Origin of the sequence: Pyxidicoccus sp. MSG2 (genome assembly GCF_026626705.1) — a bacterium.
Taxonomy (GTDB): Bacteria; Myxococcota; Myxococcia; order Myxococcales; family Myxococcaceae; genus Myxococcus.
The window spans coordinates 7,207,132-7,229,523 of the sequence record NZ_JAPNKC010000001.1; the positions used below are offsets into that span (position 1 = coordinate 7,207,132).

General features: G+C 69.6%; 19 protein-coding genes. 10 read left to right on the forward strand and 9 right to left on the reverse strand.

The window, feature by feature from the left end:
• Nucleotides 1–179: 179 nt before the first annotated feature.
• Together OV427_RS28405 and OV427_RS28410 are read right to left on the reverse strand one after the other, a co-directional pair.
• Nucleotides 180–743 (reverse strand): protease, encoded by a 564-nt coding sequence (locus tag OV427_RS28405; protein ID WP_267859322.1) that lies wholly within the window; start codon nt 741–743, stop codon nt 180–182.
• An 84-nt stretch (nt 744–827) separates the two neighbouring features.
• A complete protein-coding gene (locus OV427_RS28410; RefSeq protein WP_267859323.1) occupies nt 828–1,922 on the reverse strand; it encodes a M35 family metallo-endopeptidase in 1,095 nt (364 codons plus the stop codon).
• Nucleotides 1,923–2,470: 548 nt separating this feature from the next.
• Here OV427_RS28410 and OV427_RS28415 point away from each other — a divergent pair.
• Nucleotides 2,471–3,385 carry a TPR end-of-group domain-containing protein gene (locus tag OV427_RS28415; protein WP_267859324.1) on the forward strand — a complete coding sequence of 305 codons (915 nt, stop codon included), beginning with the start codon at nt 2,471–2,473 and terminating at the stop codon, nt 3,383–3,385.
• Nucleotides 3,386–3,434: 49 nt separating this feature from the next.
• Here the strand turns inward: OV427_RS28415 and OV427_RS28420 are convergent, their stop codons facing one another.
• The gene (locus OV427_RS28420; protein WP_267859325.1) at nt 3,435–3,944 is read right to left on the reverse strand and encodes a peroxiredoxin; all 510 of its coding nucleotides are present in this window, start codon (nt 3,942–3,944) and stop codon (nt 3,435–3,437) included.
• Between the two features lie 524 nt (nt 3,945–4,468).
• Here OV427_RS28420 and OV427_RS28425 point away from each other — a divergent pair.
• The 7 genes from OV427_RS28425 (at nt 4,469) to OV427_RS28455 (ending at nt 9,760) form a co-directional block, all read left to right on the forward strand.
• A complete protein-coding gene (locus OV427_RS28425) occupies nt 4,469–4,891 on the forward strand; it encodes a PTS sugar transporter subunit IIA (protein ID WP_163995050.1) in 423 nt (140 codons plus the stop codon).
• A gap of 33 nt (nt 4,892–4,924) precedes the next feature.
• Nucleotides 4,925–5,410 carry a PTS sugar transporter subunit IIB gene (locus tag OV427_RS28430; protein WP_267859326.1) on the forward strand — a complete coding sequence of 162 codons (486 nt, stop codon included), beginning with the start codon at nt 4,925–4,927 and terminating at the stop codon, nt 5,408–5,410.
• 4 nt (nt 5,411–5,414) lie between these two features.
• Complete coding sequence (locus OV427_RS28435; protein WP_267859327.1) at nt 5,415–6,131, forward strand: PTS sugar transporter subunit IIC; 717 nt, start codon at nt 5,415–5,417, stop codon at nt 6,129–6,131.
• Nucleotides 6,128–6,895 (forward strand): PTS system mannose/fructose/sorbose family transporter subunit IID, encoded by a 768-nt coding sequence (locus OV427_RS28440; RefSeq protein WP_267859328.1) that lies wholly within the window; start codon nt 6,128–6,130, stop codon nt 6,893–6,895. Before OV427_RS28435 ends, OV427_RS28440 begins: the two co-directional genes overlap by 4 nt.
• Before the next feature lie 20 nt (nt 6,896–6,915).
• Nucleotides 6,916–7,194, forward strand: a complete 279-nt coding sequence (locus OV427_RS28445; protein WP_267859329.1) for an HPr family phosphocarrier protein — start codon at nt 6,916–6,918, stop codon at nt 7,192–7,194.
• A gap of 46 nt (nt 7,195–7,240) precedes the next feature.
• On the forward strand, nt 7,241–9,070 hold the full coding sequence (ptsP, locus tag OV427_RS28450) for a phosphoenolpyruvate--protein phosphotransferase (protein ID WP_267859330.1): 1,830 nt from the start codon (nt 7,241–7,243) through the stop codon (nt 9,068–9,070).
• A 135-nt stretch (nt 9,071–9,205) separates the two neighbouring features.
• Complete coding sequence (locus tag OV427_RS28455) at nt 9,206–9,760, forward strand: hypothetical protein (protein ID WP_267859331.1); 555 nt, start codon at nt 9,206–9,208, stop codon at nt 9,758–9,760.
• A gap of 18 nt (nt 9,761–9,778) precedes the next feature.
• On the opposite strand, the gene OV427_RS28460 is transcribed toward OV427_RS28455, so the two are convergent.
• The 5 genes from OV427_RS28460 to OV427_RS28480 form a co-directional block, all read right to left on the reverse strand.
• Nucleotides 9,779–10,297: an MgtC/SapB family protein gene (locus tag OV427_RS28460; protein ID WP_267859332.1), complete on the reverse strand. Its 519-nt coding sequence runs from the start codon at nt 10,295–10,297 to the stop codon at nt 9,779–9,781.
• Between the two features lie 11 nt (nt 10,298–10,308).
• Nucleotides 10,309–10,914 (reverse strand): MXAN_6521/LA_1396 family lipoprotein, encoded by a 606-nt coding sequence (locus tag OV427_RS28465; RefSeq protein ID WP_267859333.1) that lies wholly within the window; start codon nt 10,912–10,914, stop codon nt 10,309–10,311.
• 59 nt (nt 10,915–10,973) lie between these two features.
• The gene (locus OV427_RS28470; RefSeq protein ID WP_267859334.1) at nt 10,974–13,691 is read right to left on the reverse strand and encodes an efflux RND transporter permease subunit; all 2,718 of its coding nucleotides are present in this window, start codon (nt 13,689–13,691) and stop codon (nt 10,974–10,976) included.
• Between the two features lie 129 nt (nt 13,692–13,820).
• Complete coding sequence (locus tag OV427_RS28475; RefSeq protein ID WP_267859335.1) at nt 13,821–15,962, reverse strand: site-specific recombinase; 2,142 nt, start codon at nt 15,960–15,962, stop codon at nt 13,821–13,823.
• Nucleotides 15,963–16,067: 105 nt separating this feature from the next.
• Nucleotides 16,068–16,646 (reverse strand): ABC transporter substrate-binding protein, encoded by a 579-nt coding sequence (locus tag OV427_RS28480; protein WP_267859336.1) that lies wholly within the window; start codon nt 16,644–16,646, stop codon nt 16,068–16,070.
• Nucleotides 16,647–16,886: 240 nt separating this feature from the next.
• On the opposite strand from OV427_RS28480, the gene metK reads away from it, so the two are divergent.
• Nucleotides 16,887–18,056 carry a methionine adenosyltransferase gene (gene metK / locus OV427_RS28485; RefSeq protein WP_267859337.1) on the forward strand — a complete coding sequence of 390 codons (1,170 nt, stop codon included), beginning with the start codon at nt 16,887–16,889 and terminating at the stop codon, nt 18,054–18,056.
• Between the two features lie 76 nt (nt 18,057–18,132).
• Here the strand turns inward: metK and OV427_RS28490 are convergent, their stop codons facing one another.
• Entirely contained in the window at nt 18,133–18,966 is an 834-nt protein-coding gene (locus OV427_RS28490; protein ID WP_267859338.1) for a penicillin-binding transpeptidase domain-containing protein, read from the reverse strand.
• 329 nt (nt 18,967–19,295) lie between these two features.
• Here OV427_RS28490 and OV427_RS28495 point away from each other — a divergent pair, with 329 nt between their 5' ends.
• Nucleotides 19,296–22,043 (forward strand): CHAT domain-containing protein, encoded by a 2,748-nt coding sequence (locus OV427_RS28495; RefSeq protein WP_267859339.1) that lies wholly within the window; start codon nt 19,296–19,298, stop codon nt 22,041–22,043.
• The last annotated feature ends 349 nt before the right edge of the window (nt 22,044–22,392 follow it).

Genomic DNA, 22,392 nt, shown 5'->3' on the forward strand with positions numbered 1-22,392 from the left:
GTGAGTACTGTTCTCAGGGCAACGAAGCCGGCGCCGGATATTCCCGGCGAATCATTCCAGGCGCGCGCGTTGCCGCGCGCCGGCGCCTCCGGCCTCCAGTTTCCGGTCTGAACGTCAGGAGGACCTCCCGGGCGCCCCGGTGGCCAGGAGCCATCCGGGGGCGGAGTCTCTCGCTGACCTCAGGGCGCGACGACAGCCGTCTCCACCTCGGGGCACTTCACCGGCAGCTCGCGGAACCCGTCGAGCGTGTGCGGCACTTCCGCCTGCTGCGTGGCGACATCCATCAGCCGGCCACGGAAGGCGATGCGGTAGCGGCCCGGCTGCGTGAAGTCATACGCGAGCGCGACATTCACGCGGCCCTCCACGGAGGCACCCGGCGCCACGGCGACATAGTCGTCCGCGCCCGGGTTGCCGCGCTTCAGCATGGGCCCCGCGTAGGACAACTCCGTGCCGTCGCGCGTAATCTGGAAGATGTCGTTGAGCAGCCCCTCCAGCGGCGTGTGCCAGTCGAGCACGTACAGCGGCTTCGCCGTGGGGTTGGTCAGTCGGAAGACCACCTCCACCGGCTCGCCCGCCTTCACCGTCTTGGGGGCGCTCAGTGCACACTCCAGCGTCGTCGCCATGGCGGACTCCTCCTGCCTTGCCGCGGCCGGCGGCGGTGTTCCCTCGGAAGAACGTGACGCGCACGCGCCACCCATGACTCCCAGGCACAGCAGCGTCAGGCTCAGCTTTCCACGTGTCATGAGAATGGGGCTCCAGGCTCCAGAAAAAAGAAACGGGGGCGTCGCCGCCCCCGTTCCACTGCACATCATGTCACCGCGCCGCGATTACGGCAGCGACGGCGTGTTCTCGGCGAAGTACTCGTGGCTGTCCGCGTTGTCGCGGGCGTTGGTGGGGCTGGACTTCGCCAGGTTCTTGGCGGCGGTCTGGCCGTAGGCGTGGTCGTCCGTGTCCGCCACCACCGTGAAGTGGCTCATCTCGTGGATGAGCGTGCCGGCGCGGGAGTCCGTGCCCGTGTTCGGCGCGCTCCAGAAGGCGTTGCACACGTAGATGCGGTACGGCGAGTTCTTGTACACGTACGCGTAGGCGCTGTCCGTGCAGCCGCAGTCGACGATGACGGACTTGGTGTCGAAGGCGCTCTTGATGGACGTGAAGTGCGTCTTGATGGTGCTCCAGCCCGAGCTGCTGTAGGTGCCGAACCAGGTGGTGTAGCGCGTGGTGGCGCTGGGCGTGCCGCCCAGGTAGGTCACCGCGCTGTTCGCGTAGGTCTTCGCGGAGTTGAACGCCGTGGTGACGGACGTCACACGGGCGCTGGTGCAGTTCGCCGTGGACAGCGCCATGGCGTCGACGGTGCCCGGGGCGGCCTCGGCCTCGGGGCTGACGAAGGGACGGCCCTCGATGAACACCGTCAGGCTGTTGGAGCTCAGCTCCGACACGCCATCGTGGCTCGCGGAGCCGAAGCTGATGTCGTAGGTGCCCGTCTTGGACAGGTCATAGACGGACGACAGGTCCACCTTGCTCGACACGCTCTCGCCCGGCGCCAGGTTCAGGTAGTCCGTCGCCTGCGGCGCGGCCCACTTGTAGTGACGGCCGTTGTACTCCGCCGAGACGCCATTGGCGGTGACCTTGAACAGGTCCTCCTTCAGCCCGTCCACCGCCGTGTGCCACTTGAGCAGGCGCACGGTGCGCGACGAGACGTTCGTCATCGTCACGGAGACGAGCACGTTGTCGCGCGCGGCCAGGGAGGACTTCTCCACGGACAGCTTCACCGCCACATCGCCCGCGACCGCGTCCTGCACGGTCTCGTTCGACTCGAGCGCGTCACCGGCGCGCTCATCCGGCGCTCCGCAAGCACCCAGCAGGGACACGCTGGCAACTGCACCAATCCACCAATTGAGACGACTGCGGGGGGTCAGGCTCATTTCGGGGACTTCCTTTCAGCTCGGGGGGAACTCAGCGGCAGCGCGGCGGCGTCCTTCGGCGAATGCCAGCCTGTCGCGCTATTCCGTTTATATCGAGCTGAAACCAGTCCCGTCCAGGGGCCAACATATTACGTGATGTTACGCGCGCCGCTGACGCGGGTGGCTATGAGTGCGCATAGGTGACGACCATCATCACCAGCCCGAACAGCTGCACCGCCATCAGCGGGCTGACGGCGAGGACGACGACGTCGAAGAAGCTCTCATCCGGGGTCTTCATGACCTTGCTCTCCCTGCCTCGCGTGTGTCGCGTGGCACTCCTCGCTTGAGCAAGGCCTGGGCCAGCGTCTGAAACACGCGGCGCGGCGTGCATGAAGTGAAGCACTTCGCGGGTTTGCGTCAGGGGCAGCGACATCCTGGCGAGGTTTCCGCGCGCGTGCGGGACAGCGTGTCCGCGGTGCGTGTTCGCGTGTGGGACGCGGGCGTGCGGCTCCGGCATTTCGGTGCTTGAAGTGGCGTCAAGGTCGCTTCGGACCCCTAGACTGCGCGCCATGCGACTCCCCACTTCCGCCCTGTTGCTCGTCCTCGCCGGCGCGTGTGCGCATGCGCCGGCTTCCACGGAAACCCCCACCGCCGCCGCGAAGGCGCCCGTCGCGGAGCTGCCGTTCATGGAGCCGCCCGCGGCGCCGATGCCCGGCTGGCAGCTCGTGAAGCGCGGGGATGTGTTGATGCGTGAGGGCAGGCACGCCGAGGCCCTGGCGGAGTACACGCGGGCGCTGGACGCGGGGAACACGAACGACGGCACCGCGTACTCCGCCGCGTGCGCGCTCGCGCTGCTGGGGAAGAAGCAGGAGGCGCTCGACCAGCTGTCGCGCGCGGCGGAGTGGGGCTTTCGCGACGTGAGGTGGATGCAGCAGGACGAGGACCTGGCCTCGCTGCGCACGGAGCCTGCCTTCACGGCGCTGGTGGCGCGCATCCCCACGCTCCCGGAGAAAGACCCCACGGCCCATGCCGAGCTGAAGCGGATGTTCGCGGAGGACCAGGCGGACCGCTCTCCGCCGCCGGCTTCTCCAGAAGCGTGGAAGGCCGTCACGGCGCGCGACGAGCAGCGCCGCGCGCGGGTGAAGGAACTGGTGGCAGCGGGCGAGCTGAAGGAGGGCGCGGACTTCCTCGCCGCCGCGTTCATCTTCCAGCACGGCCACGCGCAGGAGGACTTCGCCATGGCGCGGGAGCTGGGCGCGGAGGCCGCGCGCCGCGGTCACCCGGGCGGCCTGTGGATTGCCGCCGCCGCGTGGGACCGCTGGCTGATGAACGCCGAGCGGCCGCAGCGCTTCGGCACGCAGTACCGGGGCGACCTGCAGACGAAGCAGATGAAGCTCTACCCGGTGGACCCGAGCGTCACCGACGAGGAGCGCGCACGCTGGGGCTTCCCTCCGCTCGCGGAGATTCCCACCACACTGCGGTAGCCGGTGTCCCATCCGGGCCCGCCCGTGCCGGGCCCGGTGCCGGGAGCGTCTACTTCGCGGCGGACGCGCCCGTCGCCGCCTCACCCTCGCGGGCGAGCGTGCGGACCAGCTCCAGCGCGCGCCGCACGTGCTCGCCCACGCGCAGCTGCGACTCGAACGCGTGGCGGATGACACCCTTGCGGTCCACCACGAAGGTGACGCGTCCGGGGATGAGCCCCAGCAGGGAAGGGGGCACGCCGAACGCGTCACGCACCTCGCCGCCCGCGTCGCTCAGCAGGACGAAGGGCAGCCGGTGCTTCGTGGCGAAGCCCTCGTGCGACGTCACCGAGTCACCGCTGATGCCCACCACCTCCGCGCCCGCGGCCACGAAGTCCTCGTACTGGTCCCTCAGGCTGCACGCCTGCGCGGTGCAGCCCGGCGAGTCATCCTTCGGGTAGAAGTAGACGACGAGCACCTTCTGCCCCACCAGGTCGCGCAGCCGCACCGGCCGGTCTCCCGCGCCCTTCAGCGTGACATCGGGGACCGCATCGCCTTCCTTCAGCAGCTTCGACCGCGCCATGACGCCTCCATCCGCCCCGGGACGTCACACCGGCGCGTGCGATCCGCTGGATGCTGAGGAGTGACTCACATGTCAATTCATTCGTGCCAGCAGGGCGTCAGCAGGGACCCAGGTGCGCCCCGGGGCGCGGCTTCGAGCCCACCTGCCGGGCGCACGGCTCTGGCGGGGTCATGCATGTCCCCTCTATCGTTCCAGTCCCGACTCGTTTAATAGGGCGCTTGCTTCCTTGCTGTACGGGCGGTGGGTCGGGGTGGGTGGGGTAAAGGCGACGGCGCGCATCGCGCATGTCTCAGTGGCATCCGATAAGGTGTGGGGGGAACGAAGTCGCTCCCCCGTCCGGCAGGCGACAGCCCTGCACGCGGCCGGACCCGAAATTCCGGGCATGGGAGCCACTGTCGTCTTACCTTTCGACACAGGAAGTGGGAGCGTGGGTCTGGGGTTCAGGGCGGAAACTTTCGCCGGAGTTGCGCAACGCGGCGTTCAGGCGTAGACCGCAAACTTCGGGGGGTTGGTCAGGAGCGGACATGGTCGGCCTCGTCGTCGCATCGCACGGGCGTCTAGCGGAGGAGCTGGTCTCCACCGCGGAGCAGATCGTGGGAAAGCTTCCCGCGGTGGCAACCTGCAACATCGAGCCAGGGACTCCTGTCGAGGAGCTCCGCGCGAAGATGAAGCAGGCGGTTGCCCGCGTGGATGAGGGGGAAGGTGTCATCATCCTCGCGGACCTGTTCGGCGGCACTCCCTGCAAGGAGTCGCTGATGATGTGTCAGCGGATGAACCTGGAGGTCCTCGCCGGCGTCAACCTGCCCATGCTTCTCAAGGCGAACTCGCTCCGCAACGAGCAGTTGTCGCTTCCGGAGATGGCCAACCAGCTGGCTTCCCATGGCCAGCGCAACATCACCTGCGCATCCGCCCTGCTTCGCGAGGCCCAGCAGCAGCCGCGAACTTGACGGGCCCGCGCGGGTCGGCGATTCGAGACTGCCGTGATCACCCTGGTCCGCGTCGACAACCGCCTCATCCATGGTCAGGTCGTCGAGGCCTGGCTGCCCTTCCTCAAGGTCTCCCGGGTCGTCGTCGCGGATGACGAGGCGGCTTCCAGCCCCCTCATCCGGGCGGCCATGGCCCTGGCCGTCCAGAGCGCCATCGAGGTGCAGATTCTCCCCCTGGCCCAGGTGGACTTCGCCGCCCTCTCCAAGGACGGGGTGCGCACCCTGGTGCTCCTGCGGGACGTCGCGGCGGTGCCCTTCGCCTTCGCGCACGGCCTGTCCATGGACGAGCTGAACCTGGGCAACGTGCACTTCGGCACCGGGCGCCGGCAGGTGTCCCCGTCCGTCTTCCTGGCGGAGGCGGAGCTGAAGACGCTCCAGCAGGTGTCCGAGCAGGGCGTGCGCGTGGAGGCCCGCGCGGTGCCCTCGGAGAAGCCCGTGGAGTTGCTGGACCTCACCGACCGGTGGGCGAAGGCCGGGTGAGGACGTGAGCGTCGTCTGGACCCAGGTGGCGCTCGCGGGGCTGTGGGGCGGACTGGTGGCCTTGGAGCGCAAGGCGTTCCTCCAGGCCATGCTGTCCCGCCCCCTCGTGGCCGCCACCATCATGGGGCTGTTGCTCGGGGACGTGCCCTCCGGTCTGGCCGTGGGGCTGCTCCTGGAGCTGTTCTTCCTGGGCACCGCCAACCTGGGCGCCGCGCTGCCGGAGAACGACACGCTGGCCGCCACCGGCACCAGCGCCGCCGCCGCCACCCTCACCACCGCCACCGGCGCGGGCTCCACACCGGCCATCTGGTCCCTTGCTGTATTGCTGTTCATCGGCCTGGGGCGGGTGGGGCGCCGGGGAGACCGGCTCCTGGAGGGCTACACGGCGCGGCTGGCCCGGGTGGCGCTGGCCTCGGCGGAGGCCGGCAACCTCACCCGCGCCGTCCGACAGAACCTGTGGGGCATGTGGCCGCACTTCGTGCTGTACGGCGCCCTCACGTCGCTGTGCGCGCTGGCGGGCTTCTTCGTGGAGCCCCTGCTGCAGGCGCTGCCCCCCCCGGTGGTGCGAGGGCTGGCGTGGGCCTGGCCGGCCATGGCCTCGGTGGCGGCCTCCCTCGCGGCGCAGGGCAGCCACGCCCGGCGCGCGCCCCTGTACGCGGCGCTGGGGGCGGCGGCGGTGACGGTGGCGGTGGTGCTCCTCCTCCTCCGGGAGGGCCGGTGAGCGCGTCCGAATGGCCCCTGCCGCCGTGGGTGCTGCTGCGCGTCTTCCTGCGCTCGCTCTTCCTCCAGGCGTCGTGGAACCCCAAGGGCATGCAGAACCTGGGGCTGGCCTACTCCGTCTACCCCGCCCTGGCGCACCTGTACCCGGACGGCGCCGCGCGCGAGGAGGCGGTGCGCCGCCACCTCGTCTTCTTCAACACCCACCCCTATGTGGCCGCGGCGATTGTGGGCGGGGTCGTCAACCACGAGGTGCGCATCGCCCGGGGGGAGGAGACGCCGGACAAGGTCGTGGCCTTCAAGGCCGCGCTGATGGGGCCGCTGGCGGCGCTGGGGGACGGCTTCTTCTGGCTGTCCCTCAAGCCGGCGGTGGGGGCGGTGAGCGCGGCCATGGTGCCGCTGCTGGGCGTGTGGGCGGTGCCCCTCTTCCTGGTGCTCTACAATCTGGTGCACGTGCTCCTGCGCGTGCGGCTGTACTGGCTGGGCCTGTCCCTGGGAGACAGGCTGGTGGAGGCGGTGGCCCGGGCCAACCTCCCGTCACGGGGGGCGAAGCTGCGGGCGGTGGCGGCGACGAGCGCTGGCGGCCTGGCCGCCTGGCTGTCGGTGTCCTTCGGTACCAACGCGGGAGGGGCCCGTGCGCCCTTCCTGGCGGCCGGGTGTCTGGCCCTGGGGGTGGCGTCCTACGTGCTGGTCAGCCGTCGGGTGCCGAACTACGTGGTGCTCTACCTTGCCGCGGGGCTGGCCTGCGCGGCGGGGGCATTCCTTTAAGAAGAGAGGTGGGAGTCGCGATGGCAACCGTGGCCGAAGGGACATACGAGATCATCAACGCGCTGGGGCTGCACGCCCGGGCAGCGGCGCAGATGGTCAAGGTGGCCAACCGCTTCAAGAGCGAGGTCACCCTCGAGGCCCAGGGCCAGCGGGCCAATGCCAAGTCCATCATGGGGGTGCTGATGCTCGCGGCGGCCCAGGGGACCCAGGTGAAGGTGACGTGCAAAGGTGATGATGCCGACGCCTGCCTCCTGGAATTGGCAAAACTCATCGGGGACCGTTTCGGCGAGGCCCAGTGACGGGTGAGAATGGGAACGCGGTAGAGCCACAGGAGAAGATGGGAACGTGAGCAGCCAGGCCACCCCCACCCTGAGGTTGTTGGGCATCGGCGCCTCTCCCGGCGTGGCGGTGGGCCACGCCTTCATCCTGGACCGCAAGCGCATCCGCACCCCCAAGCTCCGGCTGGCCGAGGCCGAGGTCGAGCCCGAGCGGATGCGGATGAAGACGGCGATTGATTTGTCCGACCGCCAGCTCGCCGAGCTCAAGGACCAGATTACGCGCACCGAGGGCAGCGACCACGCCCTCATCCTCGAAGCCCACCGGCTGATGCTCCACGACCCGATGCTCGTGGACGAGGTCAACCGGCTCATCATCGACGACCGCATCAACGCCGAGTGGGCCGTGCGGCGGGTGGCGCGTAAAATCAAGCACCTCTTCGACAACATCCCCGACGAGTACTTCCGCGAGCGCCGCTCGGACGTGGACTACGTCGCCGACCGCATCATCCGCAACCTGATGGGCCAGGTGGTGGACGAGGAGGTGGAGGTTCCGGCCGAGGCCATCGTCGTCGCGCACGACTTGTCCCCCGCGGACGCGGCGCTGATGGCGCGCAGCGGACGGGTGGCGGGCTTCGTCACGGACCTGGGCGGCCAGACGAGCCACACGGCGATTGTCGCGCGGGCGCGCGAGACGCCCGCGGTGGTGGGCGCCGGCCGGGCCAGCGAGCAGATTTCGCCGGGCGACCTGGTGGCCATGGACGGCATCCGGGGCGTCATCCTCGTCAACCCGTCCGACGAGCAGCTTGCCGTCTTCCGCGAGGACCAGCGCCGCTACCAGGAGACCGAGCGGCTGGCGCTGACGACGAAGGACCTGCCGGCGGTGAGCACGGACAGCTACCGCATCCGGCTCTACGGCAACATGGAGTTCCTGGAGGAAATCCCCTCCCTGCTGGCGCACGGCGCGGAGGGCATTGGCCTGTACCGCACCGAGTTCATGTTCCTGGACCGGAAGACGGCGCCGACGGAGGAGGAGCACTACCGCGCCTACCGGCAGGTGCTGGAGGCCATGGGCGGGCGCCCCGTCACCATCCGCACGCTGGATTTGGGCGGCGACAAGGTGCCGGGCAAGACGAAGCACGAGAAGGAGCCCAACCCGGCCATGGGCCTGCGGGCCATCCGCTACTGCCTGTCCAACCGGGAGCTGTTCCGCACGCAATTGCGCGCCCTGTTGCGCGCCAGCGTGCACGGCAACCTGCGGCTGATGTTCCCGCTCATCTGCGGCGTGAGCGAATTGCGCGAGGCGCGCAGCGAGCTGGAGGCGTGCCGCACGGCGCTGGGCCGCGCGGGCGTGCCCGTGGGCAAGCGCTTCCCGGTGGGCATCATGGTGGAGACGCCGAGCGCGGCGATGATTGCCGACCGCCTGGCGCAGGAGGCGGACTTCTTCTCCATCGGGACGAACGACCTCATCCAGTACTCGCTGGCCATCGACCGCCAGAACCGCGAGGTGGCCTACCTCTACCGGCCCCTGCACCTGTCCGTGCTGCGGCTCCTGAGGACCATCATCGACGCGGGCAAGGCGGCGAACATCCCGGTGTCCATGTGCGGCGAGATGGCGGGAGACCCGCTGTACACGCTCGTGCTGTTGGCGCTCGGCTTCGACGAGCTGTCGATGACGTCGGGGCAGATTCCGGTGGTGAAGCGCTTCATCCGCCGGGTGAGCCGCGGGGACGCCGTGGAGTTGCTGAAGGGCGCCATGGAGCTGACCACCGCGGAGGAAATCGAGCGCTACGTGCGCACGGAGATGGACCGCCGCTTCGCGGAGGTCATGGAGCCGCCCTCCCACCCCGGCGAGCCCGAGCCCGCCGAGCACCAGCCCACGGACCGCACCACGGGCTGACAGCCCGCCTCCCTCCCCACCGTGGGGGGAGGCAGGGCCCGCCCGCCCGGACGTGGGGCGGAGCGGGGGATGCCGGGGGCTTCCCACCATGCCCAGTTTTCCCCAGGACGCGCACACGACTCCGGGGGAGCGAGCATGTTCAATCCAGCGAACATCCAGATGGGCATGACGGCGAGGGACCGGGACGGCGAGGTGGTGGGCACCGTCATCGCCGTGGACGCGGGGGGCTTCTTCGTCGGGAAGAGTCGCTACGTCACCCGAGACCTTCGCGTGGCCTTCACGGACGTGATGGACCTGGACGGGGACGACGTCTACCTGCGCGAGGCCGTGTCGGACATGCCCGGCGTCAACCCGGAGGCCCTCTCCGATGCACGGCGGGGCGTGAAGGCCCCGGAGCGGGCCCTTCAGCACGACCTCACCGGAGGCCTGGGGCTGGAGCCGGGGGACCTGGAGCAGGCCCGCATGGACAGCGCGAAGTTCCAGGCGCATGGCCGGTACGAATTCGGACAGGGCACCACGGCGTACCCGGAGCGGGCGCACCGCGGGGACGACCTCGTCAGCGAGGTGGACCCGGCGGTGGTGGCGGTCCGGCAGCCGCCGGGGGCGGTGGAGCGGCGGGCCGCGCGGGACGAGGACGAGACGCCTCGCCGAGAGGCGCCGTCCGACGTGGACCCGAACACGCGCCGCTGAGGCGCGGGCCGCTGCCGCTCATTCCCCGTCGAGGGGCGGGGACTCGGGGTGGATGGAGGCGGCGATGTCCTTGTCCGCCTTCAGCCCGCGCCGGGAGCGGTAGTGGTGGATGGCGCGCTCCAGGGGGCGCAGGCCCACCAGGCACAGCATGGCGATGGCCATGGTGGTGGCCGCCGCCGTGAAGAAGCCCAGCCCCGCGGCCAGGCCCACGGAGGCGGTGAGCCACAGGTTGGCCGCCGTCGTCAGCCCCCTCACCTGCCCGCCGTGGCGCAGGATGACGCCCGCGCCCAGGAAGCCGATGCCCACCACCACCTGGCTGGCGATGCGGCCGATGTCACCCCGCGTGCCCTCGGGGGCGCCCGCGCCGAGCACCACCTCGATGAAGACGCTGGCGAGCGTGAAGCAGCACGAGCCCAGGGACACGAGGATGTGGGTGCGCAGGCCGGCGTCCTGACCGCGCACCTCACGCTCCAGGCCCAGCACGCCGCCGAGCAGCGCCGCCAGGGCCAGCCTCAGGGCGATGGTCGTCTCGTCCACGAGGGACGAGCCTACTCACCCAGCTCTATCTTCTCGTCCTTGTCCGCGTCGTTCAGTTGGGGATTGGGCAGCGTGTCCAGCGTGGCCCTCAGCAGCTTCGCGGAGGGCACCACGTAGGGGCGCACCTCTTCGCCCAATTCCTCGACGTACTGGGCCACGCGCTGCTCGTAGTCCTCGTCCTTGGAGCCCCAGCTCCCGCCGGCCTCGGCGGCCCAGACCTCTTCGCCGTCGCGGCAGCGCGTCAGCCGCGCCTTGACCGAGGCCTCCGCGCCGTCGTCCTTGCCCTTGAGCGTGATGCTCGGGTCCAGCCAGAGCACGCCCTCCACGCCCTCCACGCACAGGCCCTTGAAGGACGTGTCCCCGGGCCGGTCCTGCAGCGCCAGGTTGGACTTCACGATGAAGTCCCGGTTCTGGTTCACCCACTGGCGGGCCAGCAGGCTCCACAGCTCGCCCACCGCGGGGATGCCGTTCGGCAGCGGCTGCGTCACCACCACCAGCCGCTTCACCTGCTGCTTGTCCACCTGCTCGTAGTCGGGGCGCACCCGATGGCTCTTCACCGTGGAGCACGCGGACAGCAGGCCCAGCCCGAGCACGGGCAACAGTCGCTTCGTGTTCATGTCCCTCTCTCCCAGCCCCCTTCGTGCGAAGGGGGCCTCCTTCAAGCACACCGTGGCTTTCAGGCCGCCTTCGTCTCGCTGCTCGCGTCGCCGCCGGACGTTCCGCCCGTTCCGGACGCCGCGCCGGCCTCGCGCTGCCGGCGGTCATGCATGAGCTGCATCACCGCGGCCAGCACCGTGAAGGACACCACCAGCGTGGTGATGAGGCCGATGCACGCCACCAGGCCCATGGACCGCAGGCCGTTGTGGGCGGCGGCCAGCAGCGCCGCGAAGCCCGCCACCGCCGTCAGCGTGGAGGACGCCACCGCCGCGCCCACGCTGCGCAGCGCCACCAGGGGCGAGGTGCCCTCCAGGAAGCGGTGCAGCAGGTAGAGGCCGTGACTCACGCCGAAGCCCAGCAGGATGGGCAGGATGATGATGTTCATGAAGTTCAGGCGCAGGTCCGTCAGCGACATGATGCCCAGCATCATCGCCACGCCCACGCCGAGCGGAATCACCGACGCCAGCGCCAGCTTCGCGTTGCGGAAGTCCAGGAAGTGCATCAGCAGAATCCACAGCGCGGTGAGCACCACGGTGACCTTGCCGTCCCAGAGCACGATGCTCGCCAGCTTCGCGTAGAGCTGCGTGGCACCCGCGGCGCGGAACTCCTTCTCCGCGGTGGGGCCTGGCGCGTCCCAGGCGTCCTTGTCCAACAGGCCCGGCGAGTACGTGGCGCGGATGGAGCGCGTCTCGTCCGCGAACTGCATCATCTTCTTGCCGTCGAGCAGGTCCACGCCCGAGTAGATGAACGTGAGGTAGCCCTGGTTCTCCGGCTGCGCGGTGGGCAGGTTCTTGAACTGGGCGGTGTAGTTGGCCGGCACGCCGTGGACGTCGAAGGGCTTCGCGTCCAGCACCTTCTTGAAGAACTCGGCCTTGTCCTGCATCTCCGGCGGCAGCGCGGCGGTGGAGAAGCCCTCCGACTCCAATTGCGCCAGCTCCGCCTTCCACTCCTCGAGCACCTTCGCGTTGGCCTCGGCCGTCTTCGCGGGCGGCACGAAGGTGAAGATGCTCACCACCTGGTCGATGGACGGGTACTTCTCCGGGTGCTGCGTCAGCTCCCGGTAGACCCCCTCGGCCTGGTCCAGGTCCTTGGTGTAGATGGCCATCGGGTCGCTGGAGATGTTGAAGCGCTCGTTGATTTCGTCCTGGAGCACCACGGAGGACATGCCGTCCGGGATGAGCGCGCGGGTGTTGTAGTTGAAGCCCACGCCGTACTTGAGGCGCTCGAGGAAGCCGAGCTTCACGCCCTTGGGCGCCTCCGCGTCCAGGCCCGCCCAGGGCACCGCCGCGGCGCAGATGAGGGCCACCGCGAGCGAGCTGACGGCCAGCACCAGGCCCGGCTTCGGGATGCGCAGCTCCTTGCCGGTGGTGGTGGAGGTGTTGGGCGGCGGCTTCATGATGCCGATGAGCTTCCGCGGCAGGTCCGGGTTGATGCGGCCCGCCAGCGCCAGCAGCGAAGCGCTCCACACGAACAGGGTGAGTCCGAGGATGAGCGTGCCGCAGCCGGCCAGGAAGCCGAACTGGCTGAAGCCCCGGAACTCGCTGACCATCAGCACGAAGAACGAGCCACCCGTCACCACCGCGGCCACCGCCGCGGGGCGGCCCGCGTTGACGAAGGCGTCGCGGATGGCCACGTCGTACGTCTTGCCCGCGCCCAGCTCCAGCCGGGTGCGGAAGATGAAGTGGATGCCGTAGTCGATGCCGAACCCCATCAGGATGCCGCCCAGGATGGAGGTAATCATGTTCAGCTCACCCACCGTCGCGTAGGTGAAGCCGAGCGTATAAATCGTCCCCATCACCGTGCCGCTCACCACGATGAACGTGGGCGCCAGCTTCCGGAAGAAGACGATGGTGATGAGGAAGATGGCCACCAGCGCGATGACCGTCACCGGCTGGAGCGAATCTTCAATCGCGAACGAGTCGTCCACCGTCGTCTTGTAGGAGCCGGTGAAGCCGTAGGCGATGGTGGTCGCGCCCTTGCCGTCCTTCGAGCCGTCGCGCTTGAAGGACTCCTTGTCGTAGTCCTCGACCAGCTTCACCTTGCCGGGCTGGGCGGAGTACGCGTCCAGCTGGAGCTGGAGCTTGTCGAGATACGCCTTCGTCTTGCCGATCTCCGTGGTGTCCCACATCGGCTTGATGAGCATCAGCACCATCTTCTTGTCGGTGGAGATGTTGTAGTCGTCGCGGATGCTCTTCTTGCCGACGGAGGAGTACTTGTCGACGAGGTCCTGCATGTCCAGCTCGACGGGCTTGGAGGCGCCCAGGTCGATGAAGAACGGGTTGCTGCGCTTCAGCTTGTCGCGCAGGAACGCCATGATGCGGCGCTTGCCCTCGACCAGGTCCTCCGTCTTCACGAAGAGGACCATGTTCTGCTGGATGAACTCGACGGGCAGCTTGTAGGAGACGTTGCGGACGTTCTCCTTGTCCGCCTCGAGCATCTTCGCGAGGTCATCCGCGGTGCTCTTCATGGCGGCCTCGTCCGAGGAGCGCAGGGCGAGCATCAGGAAGCCGCTGCCGCCCACCATGTCGATGACCTGCTTGACGTCCTTCACCTCCTGCAGGTCCTGGGAGATGAGGTCGAGCTGGTTGGAGTTGATGCGCAGCTTCGACGTGCCCCAGGCGGACAGGCCCAGGAGGGCCAGCAGGACCAGGAGGACTGCCCCGGGCCGGCGAACCAGCAGGCCGGCGAAGGCGAGGGCGAAGCGAGAGTGGGAGTTCGGGTTTCGGGCGCCGCTCATGCGGCGGCGACCCTACCGGCAAAAGCCCCCGTCAGGAAGCAGAGCCCGTCAGCCCGGCCGGTCCCCGGCCGCGGGCCCGCCGGGAATATTTTGTCATCCGCGTGTCACGGCGGGGGGCGGCGTGCCGTTTCAGGGCGAAGGCGGCGCGGACACCCGGAGCACGTCGGGGGCGGTGTCCCGGGGCGGCAGGAGGAAGGAGCGGGGGGCCTTCACGAGGTGGGCGGCCACCGCGCGCAGGAAGGGCAGGGCCTCGCGGGTGGGCACGTCTCTCGCGCGCAGGGCCACGCCCAGGGCCAGCGAGAAGGAGACGGTGAAGTTGAGCAGGCCGGTGAGCGCCATGCCCGCCAGCGCGGCGAGGAAGTCCGGCTGGAGCACCGCGCCCGCGCCCAGCGTCCCACCGGCCAGGGCCAGCGAGCCGAGCACGAAGGTGACGTGGCGCACGTCCAGCGTCACGCCAAAGAACTTCCCGACCACGGGCACCAGGGCCAGGAGGAAGCCCAGCGTCACGTTGCCGCCCAGACCGGAGGCGGCGTGCTGGAACCCGGAGGCCAGCCGGCTCGCTCCGGCCTCTCCCAGCAGCCGGCGCAGCACGCGGTGGTGCGCGAGCGCCTCCGGCAGCCGCCGGTACACCACGAAGTTCTCCAGCCACCCGCCCGCCACGCTGCTCAGCCACAGCAGCACGCCGGTGAGGGCCGCGAAGACGAGCGTGCCGCTCTTCCACGGGTGCATCGAGGCCACCATGGCGTGGGCCTTCGCGGGCGTGAGGAAGGTGTGGCCCGTCACCCCCTGGTACACCAGGGCCAGCGCCAGCGCCGCGGGGGCCACGACGCCGAGGTTGCCCGCGAAGGCCGCCAGCTGTGAGCGGGTGATGCGGGGGATGAGCTCCACCAGACTCGCCAGTCGCTCGCCCCGCGCGCCCTCGCCCACCGCGCCCGCCAGCGTGGCCGCCGTCACCGACGGCTGCTTGGTGGCGAGCGTGAAGCCCAGAACCTGGATGAGGACGAAGCCCAGGGCGTAGTTGAGGCCGGTGCCCAGCGCGAGGAAGAAGGGGGCCAGCGCCAGTCCGGAGAGGACGAGCTTCATCGCCACCGCCACGGCCGTCACCAGCCCGCCGCCCGCCGCCGAGTGCACCATGGCGTGGAACTCGGTGCGGGTGCTGGTGATGTAGTGCTCGCCGGAGTGGCCGGCGCGCTCGATGATTTTTCGCGCCAGCATCCGCACGTTGCGCTTCGCCAGCTCCATGACGGAGCGGTCCGCGTGCGCCCGCCGCAGCAGGTCCACCAGCAGCGTCATCGCCTCGCGCCAGCGGGGCTCGCCGCGCGGCGCGCCCAGCACCCGGGCGATGGCCTCCATGCGCTCCAGGCTCCGGCGGATGCGCTCCAGCCGGTACACCAGGTCCACGCTGACGCCCGCCTCCTCCAGGTGGCGCGACACGCTGGACACCACCTGCCGGCAGTCCGCCACGCAGGTGGAGAGGTCCTTCAGCGTGTCCTGCGCCGCGTCGCGCGCGAGCACCGCGTCGCAGACCAGGCGCAGCCGCAGGAAGGGCGAGCCCCGGAAGGACGTCTCCGGGCTGCGGTCCCTCACGTCCTCGGCCGTGCCCAGTCCGGCCGTCTGCACCGCCAGCAGCAGCAGCGCGTCCAGCATGTCCGCGCGCACGCGGGCGGCGGGCACCGGCTCGGGCGGACGCGCGTCGCCCACCAGCGACGCCAGCTTCGCGAGCAGCGCCGGGGACAGCGAGGCCAGCCAGTCCGCGTCGGCGGGCACGGGGAACAGCCGCAGGAGCAATTCGGACAGCTTTCCCGGCTCGGGGGGCGCGGGTAGGAGTGATCGCGCCAGCCGGTCCGAGGCCTCGGAGAAGAAGCCCTGGCCCGCGGGCAGTCCCACCTGCGCGAAGAGCTTCAGCCCGCGGCTGCCGTCGCACACCGCGGACACCAGCCGGGTGACGGCGGCGCGCATCGCGCTCTCGCCCTCCATCACCCGCACCATCAGCGTGAGGCGGCTGTCGGCGGCGGACAGCGGGGGCTCGTCGGCGTCCACCAGGGCATGGGCGGGGATGCGCTCGTGCAGCCACAACATCCACCGCTCCACCCACTCCAGCCGTGCCTCCAGCCCACCTTCGGGCACGTCGCACAGGAGCCGGTACAGGTCCCGGACGGCGGGGTTGCCCGGAGCGCGGGGGGCGTACTGCACGCAGAAGGCGTCCACCTCGCGGGCGGACGGGCCGGTGCTGCGGACAGGTGTGGGCTGGACGGGGGCGGGGGCGGTCATCGGCCAGTCACTCGGGGGGAGTGGGAGCCTATTCGATGACGCGCCGCCCCGGAACCCTTCCGGTGGCCGGGCGCCTGGTGGCCCGGCCGCCGGGTTCAACGGGGACTACTTCTTCTTCACCTTCGCCAGCTCGGTGCGCATGCGCGTCAGCAACAGGTCCCACCCACCCTGGGTGAGCAGCGGCTGCACCTGCGAGTCACGGATGTCCTGGAGCATGGAGGAGCCGAGCACCGTCACGTCCACCACCTTCCACGCGGCGGCGTCCTTCGTCAGGCGGTACTTCAGCTTCATCTCCTGCGTCTTCAGCGGGTGCTTGATGAAGATGGTGGAGGCGACGGTCGCCTCGTTGCCCTTCACCTCGGCGGGCTCGTAGGTGATGGAGTCCAGGTTCTTGAAGTTCTCCCGCACGCGGGGGAAGGCGATGCCCGCGAAGAGGCCCTGGAACAGCTCCACGAACTCCTTGCGCTGGGCGTCCGTGCCCTTGGCCCAGGCGTCGCCGAGCAGGAACTTCCCCTGCTCCTCGCTGCCGAAGAGCTTGAGGGCGGCCGCGTCGCGCTCGTAGCGCACGGACTGGACCACCGTCTTGACGGGCTTGGCGACGGCGTCGTCCTTCGGCGCGGCGAGCGCGGGGACGGCAAGGGCCAGGGCGGCCAGGAAGGTGACGGTACGGAAGCGGGCGTTCATGTCGGGCGGTCCTCCAGGAGGGAATTCGCGTGCTGCCTGTTAGCGCAAGGGAACGGCTGGCGCCCGGTGAAATTCACCGCCTCCTGGGGACCGGGCGTGCGGCGGGGGCCGCCTGCCCGCAGGGCTCGAATGGGGCGCGTAGGGTGAATGAAGAGGACCCGCCAGGCGTTTGACTCCTCTAGGACACGACGTTTAGTGTCCGGACCCTCGCGCACAGTCCCGCGCCAGTTCAGAGACGACATGCCTACCGACTATTTGTTCACGTCCGAATCCGTCACCGAAGGCCACCCGGACAAGATCGCTGATCAGATCTCCGACGGTGTGCTGGATGCCATCATCGCCAAGGATCCGCAGGCGCGCGTCGCCGTGGAGACCCTCGTCAAGACGGGCCTCGCCATCGTCGCGGGCGAGGTGACGACGAACTGTTACGTGGACATCCCGCGCATCGTTCGCAGCACCATCTGCCGCATCGGCTACACCGATAGCTCCATGGGCTACGACGGCAACACCTGCGGCGTCATGGTGGCCATCGAGGGCCAGAGCCAGGACATCGCCCGCGGCGTGGACAACAAGAAGGACCAGGGCGCCGGCGACCAGGGCATGATGTTCGGCTTCGCGTGCGACGAGACGCCGGAGCTGATGCCCGCGCCGCTGCACTACGCCCACGCGCTCACCCGCCGCCTGGCGGACGTGCGCCGCAAGCAGCACGACTGGATCCGCCCGGACGGCAAGAGCCAGGTGACGGTGCAGTACGTGGACGGCCGCCCGGTGCGCATCGACGCGGTGGTGGTGTCCACGCAGCACGCCGAGGAGGTCTCCAACAAGAAGATCCAGGAGGCCATCCGCGAGGACGTCATCGCGAAGGCGCTGCCCAAGAAGCTCATCGACAACAAGACCAAGTTCTTCATCAACCCCACGGGCCGCTTCGTGGTGGGTGGCCCCATGGGCGACTCGGGCGTGACGGGCCGGAAGATCATCGTCGACACCTACGGCGGCATGGGCCGTCACGGTGGCGGCGCGTTCAGCGGCAAGGACCCGTCCAAGGTGGACCGCTCGGCCGCGTACATGGGCCGTCACATCGCGAAGAACGTGGTGGCCGCGGGCCTGGCGAAGCGCTGCGAGGTGCAGGTGTCCTACGCCATCGGCGTGGCCGAGCCGGTCAGCGTCATGGTGGAGACCTTCGGCACCGCCACGGTTCCCGAGGAGCGCATCGCCAAGGCCGTGCGTCAGGTGTTCGGCCTGCGTCCGCGCGAAATCACCGAGTACCTGGACCTGCTGCGGCCCATCTACCAGAAGACCGCCGCGTACGGGCACTTCGGCCGCTCCGAGAAGGAGTTCACCTGGGAGCGCACCGACAAGAAGGACGCCCTGCGTGACGCCGTCGGTTCGAGCCGCCTGAAGGCGGTCTGATTCCGTCAGCCGCTGCTGGCTTGAAACCGCGCGCCTGTCCCGAGAGGGGTGGGCGCGCGTTTTCGTTCCGGGGCCTCTAGAGCAGCCCCTGTGCCTTCAGCGCGTCGATGGCGGAGGCGAGCGCGGGCGGAGGCGACGGCTTCTTGCCCGGCGGCGACTGCACGGCGCTGACGAAGACGTAGTTGCCGCGCGGCGAGGCGACGTGGCCCACCAGCCAGGTGATGTTGCCCTCGGGCTGGGGATACGTGCCCGTCTTGCAGCTCAGCACCGCGCCGTCCTTCCACGGGCCGCCCATGTTGATGCCCTCGCGGATGCTGGCCACGGTGTCCGGGCCCTGCACCAGCGTGGCCTTCACGGCCGCGAGGTTCTTCGGGCTCACGGGCAATTCGCCCCGGTACATGCGGGCGAGGAAGTCGAGCTGCTCGTCCGGGGAGATGCGCAGCGGGCCGCCCAGCCAGAAGCGGGTGATGTCGCCGGAGGCGTCCGCGGTGCCGTAGTGGAAGCGCTTCAGCCACTCCTCCATGCGCTGCTTCCCAAGCTGCTTCGCCGTGCCCTGGAAGAACCAGAGCGCGGAGCGGCGCATGGCCGTGTCCATCGTCTGGTCCTGGTTCCACATTTCGACTGCGTGCTTCGTGCCGTCCCACTTGCGCACCTCCGAGGTGCTGGAGACGACGCCCGTCTCCAGCGCGATGAGGGCGTGGGGCACCTTGAAGGAGGACGCGGGCACCAGGCGCTTCGCGCACTTCTCCGCGTCGTTGCGCGTCACCGTGCCCGTCGCCAGGTCCATCAGCAGGAAGCAGCCCGGGTGCGCGGAGGCGGGCTTCTTCGCGGGCTCGGCGGCGGAGAGCGTGGAGGCGAGCGTGGTGAGCGCGAGCAGCGCGGTGCGTGCGAAGCGGTGGGGTTGAAGCATGCGGGGCTCCTTGGGACTTCGTGGGCAGTGGACCTGCGGGGCGGGGCCTGGAGCAAGGTGTGGGCCAGCGTGGGTTGCTGTGGAGGGCGTTGGAGGCCGTGGCCGCTCGGACACGGGGTCGTGGGTCTCCGCCCGCACGCTGCCGCCGTGGGATGAGCCGACATGGGATTGCACCTGTTTCTGCTTCCGCGAAGCCGGAACCGCGCACCGGGCAAGTGAATGTCGCGGCTGCGGGGGAAGCGGCGTAGTTTGGGCGCGGGAAGATTCGTGGGCGCCGTCGTTGGGTGGGCGTGGGAAGCCACGGCACACAGGCAGGGAGTTCGGAGCTGGTGGAGGACAAGCCTCGTTCGTGGAGTCCGTGGCAGCGCCGGGCCGTGCTCATGGTCCTCGCGGCGGCCGCGGGAGTGGTCGCGGCAACGGTGGGCCTGCCGTCCCTGCGGAGCACGGCGCGTGAGTCGGTGCCTCCGGCCCTGTTCCTGGCGAACGCGCCCACGCGTGCGATTGAAGCGCGGGTGAGCTACCCGGGGGCGGACGTGCACCGCCCCTACGGGCCGATGCGCTCGGGTGATGCGGGAGCGCCGCCGCCCGCGCCGCTGCGCGAGCTGGCGCGGATGGAAGCGGAAGGGGACGTGCGCGGGCTGGCGGCGGCGTACCTCGTGCGCGGCAACATGCAGCTGGCGGCGCCGTACCTGGCGAAGGCGGGGGATTCACCGGACGTAGCCAGTGACAAGGCCGTGCTCGCGCTGGACCGGAGGGACTCCGCGAAGGCGCTCGAGCTGCTCGAGGGGGCGCTGAAGGCGGACCCGAAGCATGCGCAGGCCCTGTGGAACCGCGGGCTGGTGCTGAAGGAGCTGGAGCTGTGGGCGCTGGCGGCGCAGTCGTTCGAGGCGGTGGCCGCGCTGGGCGAGCACGGGTGGGCGGGGGAGGCGCGGGCACGGGCGGAGTCGCTGCGGGGACGGCTCGTGGACCACTGGCGCGAGTACTGGGATGTCTCGGAGGCGCTTGCCACCGGCGAGAGTGGCGTTGCTCCGGAGATGCTCCAGTCGCGGCCCGGTCTCTTCCGCGCGAGCTTGTATGAGGCCATCCGCGCCGCTCCATCGGAGGAGCGGCTCAAGGCACTGTGGCCGCTCGCCGAGGCGTTGGATGTGCGTTACGGAGAGTCCTCGCTCCGTGATGCCATTCGCTGGGCCGAGGCCCGGGACTTCCGCCGACGTGGGCCGCTGGCCGCGCGCTACCTGGAACTCCATCGCACGCATACCGTCGCTGGCGGGCTCCCTGCGTATCTGGAGGCGCTGTCCCAGGCTGGAGAGCGTGACCTGTACATGGGCGCGCTCCTTCGCGAACGGAAGGTCCAGGAGCATCTGGACTCCTTTGCGGAACTCGCCGCGCAGGTGGGGGACCCCTGGTTCCTGCTCATCGCTGAATATGAGAGGGCGCTGGCGGCCATCAACCGGGGGGAGTTCCTCCAGGCAGAGCAGTTCCTTCTGCATGCGGTCGAGCGCTGCAAGGCACATCCGATTGGTTACAGGTGCATTCCCATCGAGTCGCAGTTGGGAGACCTCTACCGCCAGCTTCATCGCCTGCCTGAGTCCAATCAGCACACGCTGGCGGCGCTCAAGGGCTATCCAGGGGATAGCCGCTGGAGCGAGACACAGCACCTGCTGCAGCTGGGGCAGAACGCTCGTTATCTCGAGGATGTAGCGCTGGCGCGGGCCTATCTCGAGGAAGCGCTCGTCCGAAATCCGGAGGACTGCCGCATCCGCCACTTCGTCCGTGCGAACGATGCCTTGGCGTTCATGGGGAGGTTCGCCGCCACGGAGGCGCGTGCGAGCATGGCCCAGGCATTGGCGTGCAAGGAGCCGCTTTCCATGGCGGGAGCCAAGACGTTGGCGGACCTGGCTCGCGTACTCCCCGATGCGGAGCAGGACCAGCGCCTGCTGGAAGGACTCGCGGCCAGGCGGAGCCAGGGCCAGCTCTCCCCGGGAGAGTTGGCGCTCGCGACGCACATCGAGGGTCGCTTCTACGTGGAGCGCGAGCGGGCGCGGGGCGAGGAGTTGTTCCGGCGCGCCATCGCCCTGGCAAGGGAGTTGCCCCGCTACAACGTCGATGCGCGCAAGGCCCGGGCCTTCAGCTACGCCTCCCTCATTCTCGCGGCTGGGAAGGCCGGTGAGTTCGAGCGGGCGCTCGCACTGTTCGGTGAGGAGCTGGGTGGAGAGATTCCCCGGAAGTGCGTGGTGGCTGTGACGGTGGACGAGGAGCGAACGTTCATCCTCACGCTCGGACCGGACGGACGGACGTGGGGCCACTACGACGCGAGCCGCGCGACACCTCTCGGTGAGGACGTGCGAGGGCTGGTGCCGGAGGCGCTGGTGGCTCCGCTTCGTGCCTGCGAACGAGTGCACGTGGTGGCCCGCCCGCCACTGCACGGTCGCGCGGGTCTGCTACCCGCCGACCTGGCATGGTCCTACTACGTCCTCCGGCCGGCGCTGCCAACGCCCACGTCTGGACCGGTCCGCCGTCTGGTCATCGCAGACGTGGCCGCGCCCAAGGCCCTCGAGCTTCCGTCGCTCAATGCATGGGACGGGGCTACCGAAGAGGGAACGACGCTTCTCTCCGGGACCCAGGCCACGCCCTCCCGCATGCTGGAGGCCATGGAGTCGGCCACGGAGGTCGAGGTCCACGCCCATGGGTTGGTGAACCCGAACCTTTCCGAGGCTTCACTGTTGGTGCTCTCGCCGGAAGAGGGGGGACGCTACGCATTGACGGCAGGAGAGGTTCAATCCCGGCGACTCCGGGAACACCCATTGGTCCTCCTGGCCGCATGCAAGGCTGCACATGGCGCCCCGTGGATGCATGAGCGCTTCAGTCTCCCCGTGGCGTTCATCGAGGCAGGAGCGCGCACGGTGCTCGCCGCCACGGTGGACGTGCCGGATGCCCAGGCGGGCGCGTTCTTCAATGCCGTCCGGGAACGCATCCGGAGTGGAGTGAACGCCGCCATCGCGGTTCGTGACGTTCGCATGGAGTGGATGACGCGGGACCCGGAGAGCTGGGTCCATGCGGTGCTGGTTTTCGATTGAGGATGGGATGCGCCCATCCAGAGGTTGGAGGGGGAAGACGATGATGAAGCGATTGCTGCTGTGTGCCTTGCTGGCCGGTTCGCTTTCGGGTTGCCGTATCTTTGGGGAGCCCCGGCCCACGCCGGACACGTGCCCTGAACCCGGACCGGCACCCAAGCCGCCACCGGTGTCGACGCTGCCTCCCGGAGGCACGTTGCCCAAGGGCGCGACCCAGATTGTCGGTGTGCTCTGCCCGGAGACGGGGGCCTTCGCTGCGGCCGGCGTGAACGTGTCGGGCCAAGCCTTCACCTATCTTGTGGCAGGCGAGCGCGCCGCGCGGGAGTCATTCCTCAACAACGCGTACAGGGCG

Excerpts from the sequence above, each read along its gene's own strand:
- OV427_RS28480 (WP_267859336.1), bottom strand. The coding sequence starts at position 16,646 with ATGAACGCCCGCTTCCGTACCGTCACCTTCCTGGCCGCCCTGGCCCTT.
- OV427_RS28405 (WP_267859322.1), bottom strand. The coding sequence starts at position 743 with ATGACACGTGGAAAGCTGAGCCTGACGCTGCTGTGCCTGGGAGTCATG.
- OV427_RS28420 (WP_267859325.1), bottom strand. The coding sequence starts at position 3,944 with ATGGCGCGGTCGAAGCTGCTGAAGGAAGGCGATGCGGTCCCCGATGTC.
- OV427_RS28470 (WP_267859334.1), bottom strand. The coding sequence starts at position 13,691 with ATGAGCGGCGCCCGAAACCCGAACTCCCACTCTCGCTTCGCCCTCGCC.
- OV427_RS28445 (WP_267859329.1), top strand. The coding sequence starts at position 6,916 with ATGGCAACCGTGGCCGAAGGGACATACGAGATCATCAACGCGCTGGGG.
- OV427_RS28475 (WP_267859335.1), bottom strand. The coding sequence starts at position 15,962 with ATGACCGCCCCCGCCCCCGTCCAGCCCACACCTGTCCGCAGCACCGGC.
- OV427_RS28490 (WP_267859338.1), bottom strand. The coding sequence starts at position 18,966 with ATGCTTCAACCCCACCGCTTCGCACGCACCGCGCTGCTCGCGCTCACC.
- OV427_RS28415 (WP_267859324.1), top strand. The coding sequence starts at position 2,471 with ATGCGACTCCCCACTTCCGCCCTGTTGCTCGTCCTCGCCGGCGCGTGT.
- metK (WP_267859337.1), top strand. The coding sequence starts at position 16,887 with ATGCCTACCGACTATTTGTTCACGTCCGAATCCGTCACCGAAGGCCAC.
- OV427_RS28455 (WP_267859331.1), top strand. The coding sequence starts at position 9,206 with ATGTTCAATCCAGCGAACATCCAGATGGGCATGACGGCGAGGGACCGG.
- OV427_RS28465 (WP_267859333.1), bottom strand. The coding sequence starts at position 10,914 with ATGAACACGAAGCGACTGTTGCCCGTGCTCGGGCTGGGCCTGCTGTCC.
- OV427_RS28410 (WP_267859323.1), bottom strand. The coding sequence starts at position 1,922 with ATGAGCCTGACCCCCCGCAGTCGTCTCAATTGGTGGATTGGTGCAGTT.
- OV427_RS28425 (WP_163995050.1), top strand. The coding sequence starts at position 4,469 with ATGGTCGGCCTCGTCGTCGCATCGCACGGGCGTCTAGCGGAGGAGCTG.